This window comes from Bacteroidota bacterium, assembly GCA_030706565.1.
In the GTDB taxonomy this organism is placed as follows: domain Bacteria; phylum Bacteroidota; class Bacteroidia; order Bacteroidales; family JAUZOH01; genus JAUZOH01.
The window spans coordinates 13,888-28,356 of sequence record JAUZOH010000007.1; the positions used below are offsets into that span (position 1 = coordinate 13,888).

The following is a 14,469-nucleotide window of genomic DNA, read 5'->3' on the forward strand; positions in this document are numbered from 1 at the left end:
AAAACGCATTCATAAATAAATGAATGCGTTTTTATTTTGAAAATCCATCACTTATTTACCTGCGGAATAGAAGAAATCAGCCTTTGTGTATAGGCAGTGGAAGGATGTTTGAACAAATCGCCGGAAGGTGCAATTTCTTCAATTTTCCCCTGGTTCATCACAGCTATGCGGTCGGACATGTAATTGACCACGCTTAAATCGTGAGAAATAAAAATATAGGTAAGCTGAAATTCATCCTTCAGATCATTGAGCAAATTAAGCACCTGTGCCTGAACCGACACATCCAGGGCAGATACAGATTCGTCGCAGATAACCAGCTCAGGTTGAAGGGACAAGGCCCTGGCTATGCCAATCCGCTGTCGTTGTCCTCCTGAAAATTCATGGGGATAACGGTTAAAACAAGCAGCATCCAGACCAACCTTCTGCAGCAATTCCAATACTTTGGCTTTCCTTTCCCTGTCGTTGCTTAAAATATGATGCACCTGCATAGGCTCTATGATGGCTGCACCAATAGTCAGTTTGGGATTCAGGGAAGAGTATGGATCCTGAAAAATGATCTGTATATTTTTCCGGAGTTTGCGAAGTTCTGTTTTAGGCAATTTGCAAATATCAACACCTTTATAGGATATACTTCCCGAAACATTTTCTATAAGCTGAAGGATGGTTCGTCCCAAGGTCGTTTTCCCACAACCCGACTCTCCTACCAAGCCCAAAGTTTCCCCTTTATATACTTCAAAGCTCACCTGGTCTACAGCCTGTACATAACTTTTGGGCCTGCCCCAGAAATTATTTTTGGTGACAAAACGGGTATTCACCTCTTTTAATTTAAGCAGGGGAGGAACATCATAATGTACTTTGTGAGGCAAAATTTCTCTATTCACAATTACAGGGGATGATGGCCCTTCTTCCTGGAGAAAGTCGGAAATGGTCTTCAACCGGAAAGGATGCGAATTAAAACCTGGTCGGCATTGCATCAACGCCTGAGTATAGGCATGTTGGGGATGATGCAAAACTTCATCAATAGACCCCGACTCAACCATTTTCCCATGATAAACCACCATCACCCGGTCGGCAATCTCAGCAATCACATTCAAATCGTGGGAGATAAAGAGGATGCTCATTTTGTACTTTTGCTGAAGCTCTTTCAGCAACTCAAGAATAGAATGCTGAACAGTAACGTCAAGTGCAGTGGTGGGCTCATCGGCTATCAGAACTGAAGGCCTGCAGGAAATTGCCATGGCTATCATTACTCTCTGTCGCTGTCCACCGGATAATTGATGAGGATAACTTCTGTACATTTCTTCTGGCCGGGGAAGTTGAACTTCCCTGAAAAGTTCAATGCTGCGAAGGTAAGCTTCCTGTTTCGAAACTTTCTCATGCAGAATAATGGCTTCGGATACCTGTTCCCCACAGGTCATTGTCGGGTTGAGAGAAGTCATGGGTTCCTGAAAGACCATGGCAATATTTTTCCCCCTGAACAAGGGCATCTTTTCTTTCCCCAGGCTAAGCAAATCCACCGGAGCCTTTCCTTCCCCCATAAAAAGAATCCTGCCGTTTCTAACAGTCGCCGAAGGTGGTAACAATTGCATCAGTGAAAGGGCGGTCATGGATTTTCCGCTTCCCGATTCACCAACAATTCCTAATGTCTCCGACTGATACAACTCAAAACCTATCTTATCCACCACATTTACCCAATCCCCTTCGTGCCTGAAAGCCACTTCCAGATCAGAAACCTTTAAAAGCATTCTCCTTTCCATAACCTGCTCCTCTGTAATTATTAACCTCTGCGAATAAATCAGAGCAAACCCAGTTTTTTCATTTTTTCAATATCATCCGGAGTATCCACTGAAACTGTTTCATAATCTGTTTCAGCAACTTTAATTTTATACCCGTTTTCAAGCCAGCGGTTTTGTTCAAGCGATTCGGCAATTTCCAGGGATGAAGGAGGCAATTGGGTAATCTTCTTTAAAATATCAAGGCGGTACGCATAAATGCCAATATGCTTAAAAAATGTATGCTTCTCCATCCATTTATCCTGTTCCACGTTGCGCACATAAGGAATTGGAGAACGGCTGAAATAGATCGCTTCACTATCTTTATTAAGAATGACCTTGGGCAGGTTAACATCAAAAATTTCTTCGTTTTCATCAACTTCCTTAACCAAAGTGGCAATCTGAGTGGTTTCATCATCGAAACAACTCATCAGTTCCTGGATCTGCTCGGGATGAATAAATGGCTCGTCGCCCTGAATATTAATCACCACATCGAAAGTCAGGCCCGACAGGGTTTCGAAATTTTTGACAGCCTCGCAACAACGGTCGGTTCCGCTTCTGTGATTGGGCGAGGTCATGACCACCTTTCCGCCAAAATTTTTGACAGCCTGTTCAATCCTTTGGTCATCTGTAGCAACCACAACCGATGGCAAAACTTTTGAAGATTGTTCATAAACACGCTGAATCATCATTTTGCCGCCGATGTCAGCTAAAGGTTTACCCGGGAAACGCGTGGAAGCGTATCGGGAAGGTATGATTCCAATAAAATTCATCTTATCCGGTTAAATTTTGGTCACAATTTTGTAAATCCTTCAAGAAATAAAACATCAAAAGTACTTTTTTATTTACAACCCTCGTTGTATGCTGGGAGAAAAAAGTATATAATCCCAATAAGAAATTTGTATTTACCTGACAAAAATGCAAATTTATATGTAATTTTGTCAGGATATTGTGATTTTTGTTTTAAAGTCAGGGCTTTCGGAATAAATTATTTTTAGTTGAAACAATAAAATATGGATACACAGAAAATAAAACAACGCTTCAACATAATAGGGAATCATATTGGATTAAACAGGGCAATTGACATTGCCGTGCAGGTAGCCTCCACCGATTTGTCGGTTTTTATCACGGGTGAAAGCGGTACCGGCAAGGAAGTTTTTCCACAAATCATACATCAATTCAGTGCACGTAAACATGGCCAGTACATTGCAGTGAACTGTGGAGCAATTCCAGAAGGAACGATAGACTCCGAATTGTTTGGACATGAAAAGGGCTCCTTTACAGGTGCCCAGGAAACCAGAAAGGGATATTTTGAAGTGGCCGACGGGGGAACAATTTTTCTGGATGAAGTGGCCGAATTGCCATTATCAACGCAGGTAAGATTATTGAGGGTCTTGGAAACGGGCGAATTTCTTAAGGTAGGTTCATCAAAAGTCCAAAAAACCAATGTCAGGGTAGTTACAGCAACTAATATTGACGTGCCTCAGGCAATTTTAGCAGGAAAATTCAGAGAGGACTTATATTACCGGTTAAACACCGTACCTATTTCTATTCCTGCCCTTAGAGAAAGGAAAGAAGACATACACCTTCTGTTTAGAAAATTTGCCCTTGATTTCGCTGAAAAATACAGGATGCCTACCATCACTCTTGATGGCGAAGCGGTAAGGCTGCTTGAAAATTTTGAATGGCCGGGAAACGTCAGACAGTTGAAAAATATCACCGAACAAATTTCCGTAATAGAGCAAAAAAGAGAAATCAATGCGGAAACTCTCCTGAAATATCTGCCCGACTACCACAGCATAAAGCTTCCGGCCATATACAACAATCATACTGTGGATCAGGATACCTTTGCCTCGGAAAGGGAAATACTATACAAGATACTTTTCGATATGAAAAGTGATATGAATGATCTGAAAAAACTGGTACTTGACCTGATGCAAAAAAACAGCAATCAAATAGATTTCCAGGGAAATCATTCTCAAATCATAAAGAAGCTTTACGATAATGTAGAACCCGATCTTGAGAAAATTGAAAATAATCATTTTAATGAAAATAATCATTTTAAAATCAATCAAAGTCAGAACCAGAATCCCAATATCCAGGATACAGAGGAAATTCTTGAAGAATCCCTGTTGATTGAGGACAAGGAAAAAGAACTCATCAGGAAAGCCCTGGAAAAATACCAGGGGAAACGCCGCAATGCTGCTGAAGAATTAGGTATTTCAGAAAGGACTTTATACCGAAAAATTAAGGAATATAAAATATAATTCACCAATCTGGAATAATTTTATAATTTTGCTTTTCTAATTTTGCTTATGAACACTTTAAGAAACTGTATATTATTCGTTTTTCTGGCAGCATTGTCGGGATGCGGATGTTATTCCTTTACAGGAGCAACCATTTCCCCTGAGTTGAAAACCATCTCGGTACAATATTTTCCCAACAGGGCACTCATTGTTAATCCTACTTTTAGTCAGACTTTTACTGAAGCTTTAAAAGATAAAATCCGCTCACAGACCAGTCTGAAGTTGGTTAATGGCATGGGCGATTGTAATTTCGAAGGAGAAGTAAAGGACTACTCAACTTCACCGGTGGCAATTACAGGATCCAACCAGGCTGCCAAAAACCGGTTGACGGTTACCATACATGTTAAGTTTACAAACAGTAAAGACTCCAAACTTGACTATGATACAAGTTTCACCCGTTATGAAGATTACGACTCATCATTGAGCCTTGATCAGGCTGAAAAGTCTATTCTCACTGATATTATTGATCAACTTACTGAAGATATTTTCAATAAAGCTTTTGTAAATTGGTAAAAATATTATCTTTGAATAAACACAGAAGCAAATAAAATGGATAGTAACGACCTGAAAAAATATCTGCTTCATTATGAACAGCTTGGCTCGTCGGACATTGATGCCCTAAACGAGGTGCTTGTTCAATATCCTTACTTTCAGGTTGCTCACCTTCTTAAGGCCAGGTGTTTGAAAAATATGCTTGACCCTCAGCTCGACGATAAGCTAAAGATTACCTCGCTTTATGCAGGCAACAGAATCCTTCTTTACAAACTGCTTAATGATTCCGGAATTCCCACTTCAACCATTACAGTTAAAAAAGAAATTGAAGAGGATAAAAAACAACCTGAAGAAAAAGAAGTTCTGAAAGAAGCAGCTGAAAAAATCGAAAACAGCAATGAACCGGAATTAACTTCGGAAGATACAAGTACTTCTGAACAAGCCGGGGAATCCGTTGAAACTCCTACTGAAACTGAAAAAGAAGAACAAACGGTCAAAAAAGATTCAGTAGAAAAGGAACTTCTTGACTTCGAATATCAGGGCTATTCTTTAGAATCAGGCAAGGGGAACAAGGGGGCAGAGAGTGAAATGAATCCTGTCTCAATTCCTTTGGATGAAATACATCCTTCAGAAACTAAGAGTTCCGACTTAATTGAAAGCTTCATTAAAAGTAATCCAAGAATAATTCCTTCAAAGGAAAAACTTAAAAACAAAGATATATCTGCTGACAGTGTTCAGGAAAATGAAGATTTGGTTACTGAAACATTGGCTAAAATTTATGCTCAGCAAGGATTATTTGTCAAGGCAATTTCAGTTTATAAGAAATTATGTTTGAAATTTCCAGAAAAAAATGATTACTTTGCAAGCCTTATAAAAGAGATTGAACAAAAGTCTAAAAAACAATAAATTAAAATAATATGTATATCCTATTAATTTCCTTGATTATTGTCATCTGCATTCTTTTAATTTTAATCGTTTTGGTTCAAAATTCAAAAGGTGGAGGTTTAGCGTCCAATTTTTCATCTTCTAACCAATTTATGGGAGTTAGAAAAACAGCTGATTTTCTTGAAAAATCAACATGGACTTTAGGTGCAGCTTTAATGATACTAAGTATGGTGGCTACAATTATAGTACCTAAAGCAAAAGAAGATACCAAATCGGCCATTGAAGATCAGATCAATAATATCTCCGTGCCAAGTCAAAACGTTAACTTTCCGACCTCATCTTCACAGAATGCCGGTGCAGGAAAAAATCAGAACGCTGCACAGGGTTCAAATGCAGGAAGCACAAATAATCCAGGGGCAACCCAACCAACAGGTAAATAAAGGGAAAGAAGAACACCTTAAAATATTTATTCTAAAAAATGTCAGTATGTCATAATTTACTGACATTTTTTTTCTGAAAAAATTAAAGCTAATTTTTTAGCCTAATTTATTAGTGTTCAATTAATAATTATATTAATTTAGTTTAGTTTTATTTACAAGAATTTTTTTCCCTTATGTAAAAATGTCCGTTTACTTAATCCATGCAAAGGGAATTGCCTTTTGGCATAGATTATGTTAACCCCCTAACGTGAATTTAAGTTTAAACTAAAATTTTGTCTAATTTAAAATACTTACAAGATGTCAGAATTAAAAATAAAACCCTTAGCTGATAGAGTTCTCGTTGAACCAGAAGCAGCAGAAGAAAAAACTGCAAGTGGAATTATTATTCCCGATACGGCCAAAGAAAAGCCACAAAAAGGCACAGTAGTAGCTGTTGGCGCTGGAACCAAAGATGAGAAAATGGAAGTTAAGGTTGGAGATAAGGTTCTTTACGGAAAATATGCCGGTACCGAAATAACCGTTGAAGATAATGATTATTTAATGATGCGTCAAAGTGATATTTTAGCTATCGTATAATTATTCAAACAACTTTATCAAACTGGTTTTAAATTCAGATCCGGTTCTAATAATTAGTGAGTTATAGAAAACATTAAAATTTTTGAAAATGGCAAAAGAAATTAAATTTAATATTGAAGCCCGTGATTTGCTTAAGAAAGGTGTTGATTCTTTGGCAAATGCAGTTAAAGTTACATTAGGTCCTAAAGGCCGTAATGTTGTTATCGACAAGAAATTCGGAACCCCGCAGATAACCAAAGACGGTGTAACCGTTGCAAAAGAAATCGAACTTACAAACCGTTTTGAAAATATCGGTGCTCAGATTGTAAAGGAAGTTGCTTCAAAAACCAATGACAATGCCGGTGATGGAACAACCACGGCTACTGTTTTGGCACAATCCATTATCAATGTAGGTTTGAAGAATGTTACAGCAGGCGCTAATCCTATGGATTTAAAACGGGGTATCGACAAAGCCGTTGATACTGTTGTGGAAAGCCTCAAGAAACAGTCAAAAAACATTGGCGATGATATCAAAAAAATTGAACAGGTGGGTACCATCTCTGCCAATAATGACAATGAAATTGGTAAGCTGATTGCCGAAGCAATGTCTAAGGTTAGAAGAGAAGGCGTTATCACCGTTGAAGAAGCCAAAGGCACCGATACTACCGTTGAAGTTGTTGAAGGTATGCAGTTCGACCGCGGTTATATCTCTCCCTACTTCGTAACCGACACCGATAAGATGGAAACAGTGCTCGAAAATCCTTATATTTTGCTTTGCGAAAAGAAGGTTTCGACCATGAAAGATTTACTTCCTATCCTCGAACCGGTTGCACAAAACGGCAAATCACTGTTGATCATTGCTGAAGATGTTGATGGTGAAGCTTTAGCCACCCTGGTTGTAAACAAACTGAGAGGATCATTGAAGATTGCTGCTGTAAAAGCTCCTGGTTTCGGTGACCGTCGTAAAGAAATGCTCGAAGATATCGCTATCCTTACCGGTGGTACTGTAATTTCCGAAGATAAAGGATTGAAACTCGAAAATGCACAACTCGATATGCTGGGTACCTGCGAAAAAGTTTCAATTGACAAAGATAAAACCACTATCGTTAACGGTGCCGGCGACAAAGCTCAGATCAAAGCCCGTGTCAATCAGATTAAGACCCAGATAGAAAATACAACTTCAACCTACGATAAAGAAAAATTACAGGAACGTTTGGCTAAATTAAGCGGTGGCGTTGCTGTTTTATACATCGGTGCTGCTTCTGAAGTTGAAATGAAAGAGCTGAAAGACCGTGTAAACGATGCTTTAAATGCTACCCGCGCTGCTGTTGAAGAAGGCATCATCCCTGGTGGTGGTGTTGCTTTCATCCGTGCCATTGCTGAATTAGATTCTGTTAAAACAGAAAATGACGACGAAGCAACCGGCGTTGAAATCATTAAACGCGCACTCGAAGAACCTATCCGTCAGATTGCAACCAATGCGGGTCTTGATGGTGCTGTAATTGTTCAGAAAGTTAAAGAAGGTACAGGTGATTTCGGATTCAATGCAAGAACTGAAGTTTACGAAAATCTGCATGAAGCCGGTGTTATCGATCCTACCAAAGTTGCCCGTATAGCTCTTCAGAATGCTGCTTCTATTGCCGGCATGTTCCTGACAACAGAATGCGTATTGGCTGAAAAGGAAGAAGAAAAACCTGCCCCGATGGGTAACCCCGGAATGGGTGGCGGAATGGGAATGATGTAAAATTACTTTTCCTATAATTTTTAAAAGGCTGTCGATGCGACAGCCTTTTTTGCTTTCATTCGTTTCGACCGCTATAAAATGTTTGCAGTACATTTCATTGTTGCCGCTGAATTATCCGCACAAATAAATATCTTTGCATTAGTATTATTAAATTTTAATCCATAAACTGTACATGGAAAATACCAGGAATTTTTGCATCATTGCACACATCGATCACGGGAAAAGCACTCTTGCCGACCGTTTACTGCAATCTACAAAGACTGTCCAGGAGAGGGATTTTCAGGATCAGGTCCTCGACGACATGGATCTGGAGCGCGAAAGAGGGATCACCATTAAAAGCCATGCCATCCAGATGGAATATCTTTACGAGGGGAAAAATTATATTCTAAACCTGATTGATACTCCCGGTCACGTTGATTTTTCGTACGAAGTATCCCGTTCTATCGCTTCCTGCGAAGGAGCTTTGCTTATTGTTGATGCTACGCAAGGAATACAGGCTCAAACGATCTCAAACCTTTACCAGGCCATTGACCACAACCTTGAAATTATTCCTGTACTGAATAAAATGGACATGGACAACGCCATGCCCGAAGAAGTAAAAGATCAAATTGTCGACCTGATTGGCTGCGACCGCGAAGATATTATTGAAGCCAGCGGCAAAACAGGAATGGGCGTCGACCGGATTTTGCACGACATCGTTACCAAAATACCGCCTCCCAAAGGTAATCCTGACGCCCCTTTACAGGCACTGATTTTCGATTCAGTCTTTAATTCTTTCCGCGGGATCATTGCCTATTTCAAAATTAAAAACGGAAGGATCCGTGCCAATGAGCATGTGAAATTTTTTGCAACCGGAAAAGAATACCTTGCCGATGAAATCGGCGTTTTAAAATTGAAATTAGCACCCCGGCAGGTACTCGAAGCCGGCGACGTGGGCTATATTATTTCGGGTATCAAAAGTGCCAGGGAAGTTAAAGTGGGCGATACCATCACCCATGTGGAAAACCCATGCGAACGGGCTATTGCCGGTTTCGAAGAGGTGAAACCCATGGTGTTTGCCGGTATATATCCCGTCAACGCTGACGATTACGAGGAATTGAGGCTGGCCATGGAACGCCTGCAGCTGAACGATGCCTCACTGACCTTCGAGCCCGAATCATCCGCTGCATTGGGTTTCGGCTTCCGCTGCGGTTTTCTCGGAATGCTTCACATGGAAATCATCCAGGAACGCCTCGACCGCGAATTCAACATGGATGTCATTGCGACAGTTCCTAATGTCTCTTATAAGGTATACACTACACAGGGCGGAATTGTTGATGTTCATAATCCTTCGGGATTACCCGAACCAACTGTAGTCGACAGGATTGAAGAACCCTATATCAATGCAGAAATCATCACCAAAACCGAATATTTGGGGAACATTATGAGCCTCTGCATCGGGAAAAGAGGAATACAAAAAAACCAGGTGTACCTCACCAGCGACAGGGTCGAACTGACTTTCGAAATGCCCTTGAGTGAAATTGTATTTGATTTCTACGATAAGTTAAAAAGTATATCAAAAGGATATGCATCTTTCGACTATTCTGTTTCAGAATATAAACCGGCCACGCTCGTAAGGCTGGATATTCTGCTGAACGGAGAAATGGTTGATGCTTTATCCACCCTGATTCACCGGGACAATGCTTACGATTTCGGACGGCGGATTTGCGTCAAGTTAAAAGACCTCATCCCCCGGCAACAATTTGAAATTGCCATCCAGGCTGCCATTGGTGCTAAGATTATCGCCAGGGAAACCGTGAAGGCAGTGCGCAAGGATGTATTGGCCAAATGTTACGGAGGTGATATCACCCGTAAAAGAAAGTTATTGGAGAAACAGAAACAAGGCAAAAAACGGATGCGTCAGATAGGAAATGTTGAAATCCCGCAGGAAGCTTTTCTTGCAGTCCTGAAACTCGACTAAATTGAACATAAATTTCAATTTATTGGTTCAAAATATTTGGTTTCATGAAAAAATTCTTACCTTCGCAGTCCAGAATCGTTCTTTAAAAGCCCGGGTGGCGGAATTGGTAGACGCGTTGGTCTCAAACACCAATGGTAGCAATGCTGTGCCGGTTCGACCCCGGCCCCGGGTACTTTTATTACCTACCTTATCATGATGATTATTTCTAACAATGGAAAAATCACTTATTGATTATCCCTATAAAGAAAAACAACTCCAGTTTGACAGACGTTACCTGGAAATGGCAAAAATCTGGGGGCAAAATTCCTATTGTAAACGTAAACAGGTTGGTGCTTTGCTGGTCAAAGACAAGATGATCATATCCGATGGTTACAATGGAACTCCTTCAGGGTTTGAGAATAATTGCGAGGATGAAGAAAACCGCACCAAGCCCTACGTGCTTCATGCAGAAGCCAATGCCATCACAAAAGTCGCAAAATCGAATAATTCCAGCGAAAATGCTACTCTTTACGTAACAACTTCCCCTTGTCTGGAATGTGCAAAGTTGATCATTCAGTCCGGCATAACCAGGGTAGTTTATTTTGAAAGATATCATAATCAGGATGGACTGAAATTGCTGGAAAGAGCCAATATCGAAATCGTACAAATTAATTATTCACAAATAGATGAATATTCAAAATAAAAAATCCTCAGCCCTTCTGCCTTTGATTTTGGCATTGGTGTTGATTATTGGAATTTTAATCGGTATTAAACTGAATCAGGATGAAAGGACGCGCTTATCCCTGGCAAAAGGGGACAAGCTGAATACAGTTTTGAACCTTATCCAGGAACAATATGTTGATCCGGTTTCGAAAGATTCACTGACCGAAAAAGCAATCAATGCAATACTTGAAAGCCTTGATCCCCACTCGGTATATATCCCGGCCAAAGATTTGGAAGCCATGAATGAGCCGCTGGAAGGCAATTTTAGCGGAATAGGAGTTCAATTTAATATGCAGAGTGATACGGTAGCCGTGATTATGACGGTTCCTAACGGGCCTTCTGCAAAACTGGGCATATTGCCGGGCGACAGGATTGTAAAGATCAACGGACTGCGCGTAGCCGGCGTCAAAATGTCTAGCGACAAGATTATGAAACTGCTGAAAGGGCCTCAGGGTACCAAAGTGAAAGTAAGCATTAAAAGGAAAAGGGTAAGCCACCTGATTGATTTCGTCATCACCAGGGATTTAATTCCTCTTTACAGTGTGGATGCTTCTTTCATGGTGACCAAAAATACCGGCTATATGAAAATAAGCAAGTTTGCCCGTACCACGCACCAGGAATTTGTTGCTGCCATGAACCAACTCCATAAACAAGGCTGCAACAGGTTGATCCTTGACCTGAGGGAAAATGGCGGAGGCTTTCTGGATGCTGCCACCAGCATTGCCGATGAATTTCTGAAAAACAAGAAACTAATCGTTTACACCCAGGGAAAAGCCAGTCCGCGGACAAATATTTATGCTACATCCAGGGGGATTTGCGAAAACGACAAATTAGTCATCCTCTTGGATGAATGGTCTGCTTCGGCCAGCGAAATCCTTGCCGGCTCCATTCAGGATAATGACAGGGGCGTAATTATCGGACGGCGTTCATTCGGGAAAGGGCTTGTTCAGGAACAATCCACACTGCCCGACGGATCTGCAATAAGGCTTACGGTTGCCCGGTATTATACCCCAACCGGCCGTTGTATCCAAAAACCTTATGGCAACGGAACAGAAGATTATTACAACGATTTGAACAAACGATATGCTCATGGGGAATTTGAAGTTTCCGACAGCATTCATTTCTCCAAGGCAAAAAAATACAAGACTCCTAAAGGAAGAATAGTTTATGGAGGTGGAGGCATCATGCCCGATGTATTTGTCCCTCTTGACACTGTTGGATATACCTCCTTCCTGGGAAAAGTAAGGGATATGGGTATAATCTATAAATTTGCCTTCGATTATACCGATCAGAATAGAAATAAATTGTTGCCTTACAAAAATGCAAGGACGCTGAACAATTATCTGGAAAAGCAAAATTTACTGCCAAAGTTCATGGCTTATGCTGCAAAAAATGGCGTCCGTAAAAAAGACGGTGACCTGAAAAAAAGTGAGCACCTCTTAAAAATTGAATTGAACGCTTATATTGCACGCAATATCCTTGATAATGAAGGATTTTATCCCATTATCATGAACATTGACAATACTTTGCAGAGGGCTATACGTGTGATTGCAAAAGAGAAATAAAAATTATCCCGACAGGGAATCCGTCAAAAATATTATTTCCCTGACAAACGCTCAAAATCCGGTTATTTGCCTGCCAAGAAAATATATTTTAAAGTCTTTACGGGATTTTAATTCTCCATGATGGCCTTTACCAGCTTTGTATCCGGACAATTGTCCAAAAGCTGGGCCATACTTTTATTCAATAAAGGATGTACCAAGGAAGGGTTTAATTCATTCATCGGCTCGAGTACAAAACGCCGGTTGGGCAATTGAAGATGGGGTATGGTAAGCCGTTCAGAGGCAATGACTTTATTATCATAAAAGAGGATGTCAATATCCATTGTACGGGATGCATATTGCTGAGATTGCCTGATACGGCCAAGCTCATTTTCTATGATATGAATTTCGTCAAGCAACTCATAGGGATTAAGTGATGTTTCTATTGCCACAGCCTGATTGTAAAAAGCATGGACATCATCAAACCCCCAAGGCTCGGATTCGTACAATGACGATTTTTCAATAACCTCGCCGGCATTGGTTTGCAGCAAAGTTACCGCCTTCTCCATATTGGCTTTCCTGTCGCCCAGGTTTCCGCCCAAAAGTAAATAAGCAATAGACATAAGCAAAATCCCCTAAAGGAACTACAAAAACACTTTTTTAAATTTCAATTCTTATGTTCCGATTCCAAAAACTTCTCAGCATGATAGGAAGACCTGACCAAAGGGGCACTTTCAATAAATTTGAATCCTTTTTGTTTTCCTATTTGCTTTAACTTTTCGAACTGTTGCGGGGTAATGTATTCTATCACCGGATAATTATTCCGCGTTGGTTGCAGGTACTGTCCGATGGTCAAAATCTGGCAACCGGCAGCCAAGAGGTCGTCCATGGTTTCAAGCACTTCTGCTTCAGTTTCGCCCAACCCGAGCATAATCCCGCTCTTGGAAACAATACCGGACTTTGAAATATAATCCAGAACTTTCAGGCTGCTATTGTATTGCGCCTTACTTCTGACCAATGGAGTCAACCGGCTCACGGTTTCAATATTATGGGATATTACATCAGGCCGGGCATCAATCACTTTCTGCAAATAGTCCATATTACCCTGAAAATCGGGGATCAGTACTTCCAAATTTGTAGTTGGATTTTTCTGTTTAATGGCCCTGATGGCTTCAGCCCAGAATGATGCCCCGTAATCAGGCAGATCATCCCTGTCAACCGAAGTAACAACGGCATATTTAAGCTTCATCACAGATATGGATTCAGCGACTTCTTCAGGTTCAGCAGGATTAACCGGAAGGGGCTTACCCGTAGCCACATTGCAGAATTTACAGCCCCGGGTACAAATGTTACCCAGTATCATAAACGTGGCAGTGCCATGACTCCAGCATTCCCCTTTATTGGGGCAGTCGCCGCTCTCACAAATGGTATGCAGCCTGTGCTTCTGAACCAATTCGTTTACTGCCTGATAATCCCCGTGGGTACTGATCCTGATCTTCAGCCAATCTGGCTTACGCTTAATTTCCATTTAATCCCTATATTAAAACTATCTCTGATAAAACTTTGCAAAGTAACGAAAAATTTAAAGGCATTTTATGAGAGATTTTCTCTAAAAGAATAAATTCAATTGGCAACGAATAAAACTAAATTTATACTTTTGAATGGGTTGAAAATATTGATTTTGCAATTTTCAGCTGATGGACGAAATTAAGCAAACGTATGCTTTGCCTCTCCCCTGTCTATAAAAACTGTTGCAATATAAAAGCAAATACCTGAAAATCACTTCAAATAAATCAAATTTGGAAATCAGCATACTATATTATTACATTTGCAACTTTTTAGGTTCTTTTTGTATTTCATTCAGCTTTTAAAATTCCCGGATTGCCGGGATTAATGGGGAAACATATGTAAATCACGGATTGTCGTGCAACTGTAAACACCGCAAAAGGCTTTTACCAAAATATCCACTCTCTGCCACAGGCGGGGATAGAAAGGACGGCAAAATTGGAAAACGCATCAACTCTATTTCTTTTTTAAATCAATCATTTTTATCAATCAATTTTTTATGGAAA

The 14,469-nt window shown here is 40.4% G+C and carries 13 protein-coding genes and 1 tRNA gene; 10 read left to right on the forward strand and 4 right to left on the reverse strand.

What is annotated here, in order from left to right:
* Positions 1 to 47: 47 nt before the first annotated feature.
* Positions 48 to 1,778, reverse strand: a complete 1,731-nt coding sequence (locus Q8907_01180) for an ABC transporter ATP-binding protein (GenBank protein ID MDP4272871.1) — start codon at positions 1,776 to 1,778, stop codon at positions 48 to 50.
* Between the two features lie 17 nt (positions 1,779 to 1,795).
* Positions 1,796 to 2,545, reverse strand: coding sequence for a 3-deoxy-manno-octulosonate cytidylyltransferase (gene kdsB / locus Q8907_01185; GenBank protein MDP4272872.1), 750 nt, complete (start codon positions 2,543 to 2,545; stop codon positions 1,796 to 1,798).
* Positions 2,546 to 2,785: 240 nt separating this feature from the next.
* Between kdsB and Q8907_01190 the strand changes: the two genes are divergently transcribed.
* The 10 genes from Q8907_01190 to Q8907_01235 all read left to right on the forward strand — a co-directional run bounded on the left by Q8907_01190 (position 2,786) and on the right by Q8907_01235 (position 12,421).
* Entirely contained in the window at positions 2,786 to 4,039 is a 1,254-nt protein-coding gene (locus Q8907_01190) for a sigma-54 dependent transcriptional regulator (GenBank protein MDP4272873.1), read from the forward strand.
* 48 nt (positions 4,040 to 4,087) lie between these two features.
* Positions 4,088 to 4,591, forward strand: coding sequence for an LptE family protein (locus Q8907_01195; GenBank protein ID MDP4272874.1), 504 nt, complete (start codon positions 4,088 to 4,090; stop codon positions 4,589 to 4,591).
* Between the two features lie 36 nt (positions 4,592 to 4,627).
* Positions 4,628 to 5,476 (forward strand): hypothetical protein, encoded by an 849-nt coding sequence (locus Q8907_01200; protein MDP4272875.1) that lies wholly within the window; start codon positions 4,628 to 4,630, stop codon positions 5,474 to 5,476.
* A gap of 11 nt (positions 5,477 to 5,487) precedes the next feature.
* The gene (gene secG / locus Q8907_01205) at positions 5,488 to 5,895 is read left to right on the forward strand and encodes a preprotein translocase subunit SecG (protein MDP4272876.1); all 408 of its coding nucleotides are present in this window, start codon (positions 5,488 to 5,490) and stop codon (positions 5,893 to 5,895) included.
* A 297-nt stretch (positions 5,896 to 6,192) separates the two neighbouring features.
* Positions 6,193 to 6,471 carry a co-chaperone GroES gene (locus Q8907_01210; protein MDP4272877.1) on the forward strand — a complete coding sequence of 93 codons (279 nt, stop codon included), beginning with the start codon at positions 6,193 to 6,195 and terminating at the stop codon, positions 6,469 to 6,471.
* Positions 6,472 to 6,559: 88 nt separating this feature from the next.
* The gene (groL, locus tag Q8907_01215) at positions 6,560 to 8,194 is read left to right on the forward strand and encodes a chaperonin GroEL (GenBank protein MDP4272878.1); all 1,635 of its coding nucleotides are present in this window, start codon (positions 6,560 to 6,562) and stop codon (positions 8,192 to 8,194) included.
* 172 nt (positions 8,195 to 8,366) lie between these two features.
* On the forward strand, positions 8,367 to 10,154 hold the full coding sequence (gene lepA, locus Q8907_01220) for a translation elongation factor 4 (protein MDP4272879.1): 1,788 nt from the start codon (positions 8,367 to 8,369) through the stop codon (positions 10,152 to 10,154).
* 88 nt (positions 10,155 to 10,242) lie between these two features.
* A tRNA-Leu gene (locus Q8907_01225) sits at positions 10,243 to 10,326 on the forward strand.
* Positions 10,327 to 10,365: 39 nt separating this feature from the next.
* Positions 10,366 to 10,836 carry a dCMP deaminase family protein gene (locus Q8907_01230; GenBank protein MDP4272880.1) on the forward strand — a complete coding sequence of 157 codons (471 nt, stop codon included), beginning with the start codon at positions 10,366 to 10,368 and terminating at the stop codon, positions 10,834 to 10,836.
* A complete protein-coding gene (locus Q8907_01235; protein ID MDP4272881.1) occupies positions 10,820 to 12,421 on the forward strand; it encodes a S41 family peptidase in 1,602 nt (533 codons plus the stop codon). The genes Q8907_01230 and Q8907_01235 overlap by 17 nt, the downstream gene beginning before the upstream one ends.
* A gap of 107 nt (positions 12,422 to 12,528) precedes the next feature.
* Here Q8907_01235 and folK read toward each other — a convergent pair whose 3' ends face one another.
* Both folK and lipA read right to left on the reverse strand, forming a co-directional pair.
* Positions 12,529 to 13,020, reverse strand: coding sequence for a 2-amino-4-hydroxy-6-hydroxymethyldihydropteridine diphosphokinase (gene folK, locus Q8907_01240; GenBank protein ID MDP4272882.1), 492 nt, complete (start codon positions 13,018 to 13,020; stop codon positions 12,529 to 12,531).
* A gap of 44 nt (positions 13,021 to 13,064) precedes the next feature.
* Entirely contained in the window at positions 13,065 to 13,925 is an 861-nt protein-coding gene (lipA, locus tag Q8907_01245; GenBank protein ID MDP4272883.1) for a lipoyl synthase, read from the reverse strand.
* Positions 13,926 to 14,469 lie beyond the last annotated feature (544 nt).

Excerpts from the sequence above, each read along its gene's own strand:
- kdsB (MDP4272872.1), bottom strand. The coding sequence starts at position 2,545 with ATGAATTTTATTGGAATCATACCTTCCCGATACGCTTCCACGCGTTTC.
- Q8907_01190 (MDP4272873.1), top strand. The coding sequence starts at position 2,786 with ATGGATACACAGAAAATAAAACAACGCTTCAACATAATAGGGAATCAT.
- Q8907_01195 (MDP4272874.1), top strand. The coding sequence starts at position 4,088 with ATGAACACTTTAAGAAACTGTATATTATTCGTTTTTCTGGCAGCATTG.
- Q8907_01200 (MDP4272875.1), top strand. The coding sequence starts at position 4,628 with ATGGATAGTAACGACCTGAAAAAATATCTGCTTCATTATGAACAGCTT.
- secG (MDP4272876.1), top strand. The coding sequence starts at position 5,488 with ATGTATATCCTATTAATTTCCTTGATTATTGTCATCTGCATTCTTTTA.
- Q8907_01210 (MDP4272877.1), top strand. The coding sequence starts at position 6,193 with ATGTCAGAATTAAAAATAAAACCCTTAGCTGATAGAGTTCTCGTTGAA.
- groL (MDP4272878.1), top strand. The coding sequence starts at position 6,560 with ATGGCAAAAGAAATTAAATTTAATATTGAAGCCCGTGATTTGCTTAAG.
- lepA (MDP4272879.1), top strand. The coding sequence starts at position 8,367 with ATGGAAAATACCAGGAATTTTTGCATCATTGCACACATCGATCACGGG.
- Q8907_01230 (MDP4272880.1), top strand. The coding sequence starts at position 10,366 with ATGGAAAAATCACTTATTGATTATCCCTATAAAGAAAAACAACTCCAG.
- Q8907_01235 (MDP4272881.1), top strand. The coding sequence starts at position 10,820 with ATGAATATTCAAAATAAAAAATCCTCAGCCCTTCTGCCTTTGATTTTG.
- folK (MDP4272882.1), bottom strand. The coding sequence starts at position 13,020 with ATGTCTATTGCTTATTTACTTTTGGGCGGAAACCTGGGCGACAGGAAA.
- lipA (MDP4272883.1), bottom strand. The coding sequence starts at position 13,925 with ATGGAAATTAAGCGTAAGCCAGATTGGCTGAAGATCAGGATCAGTACC.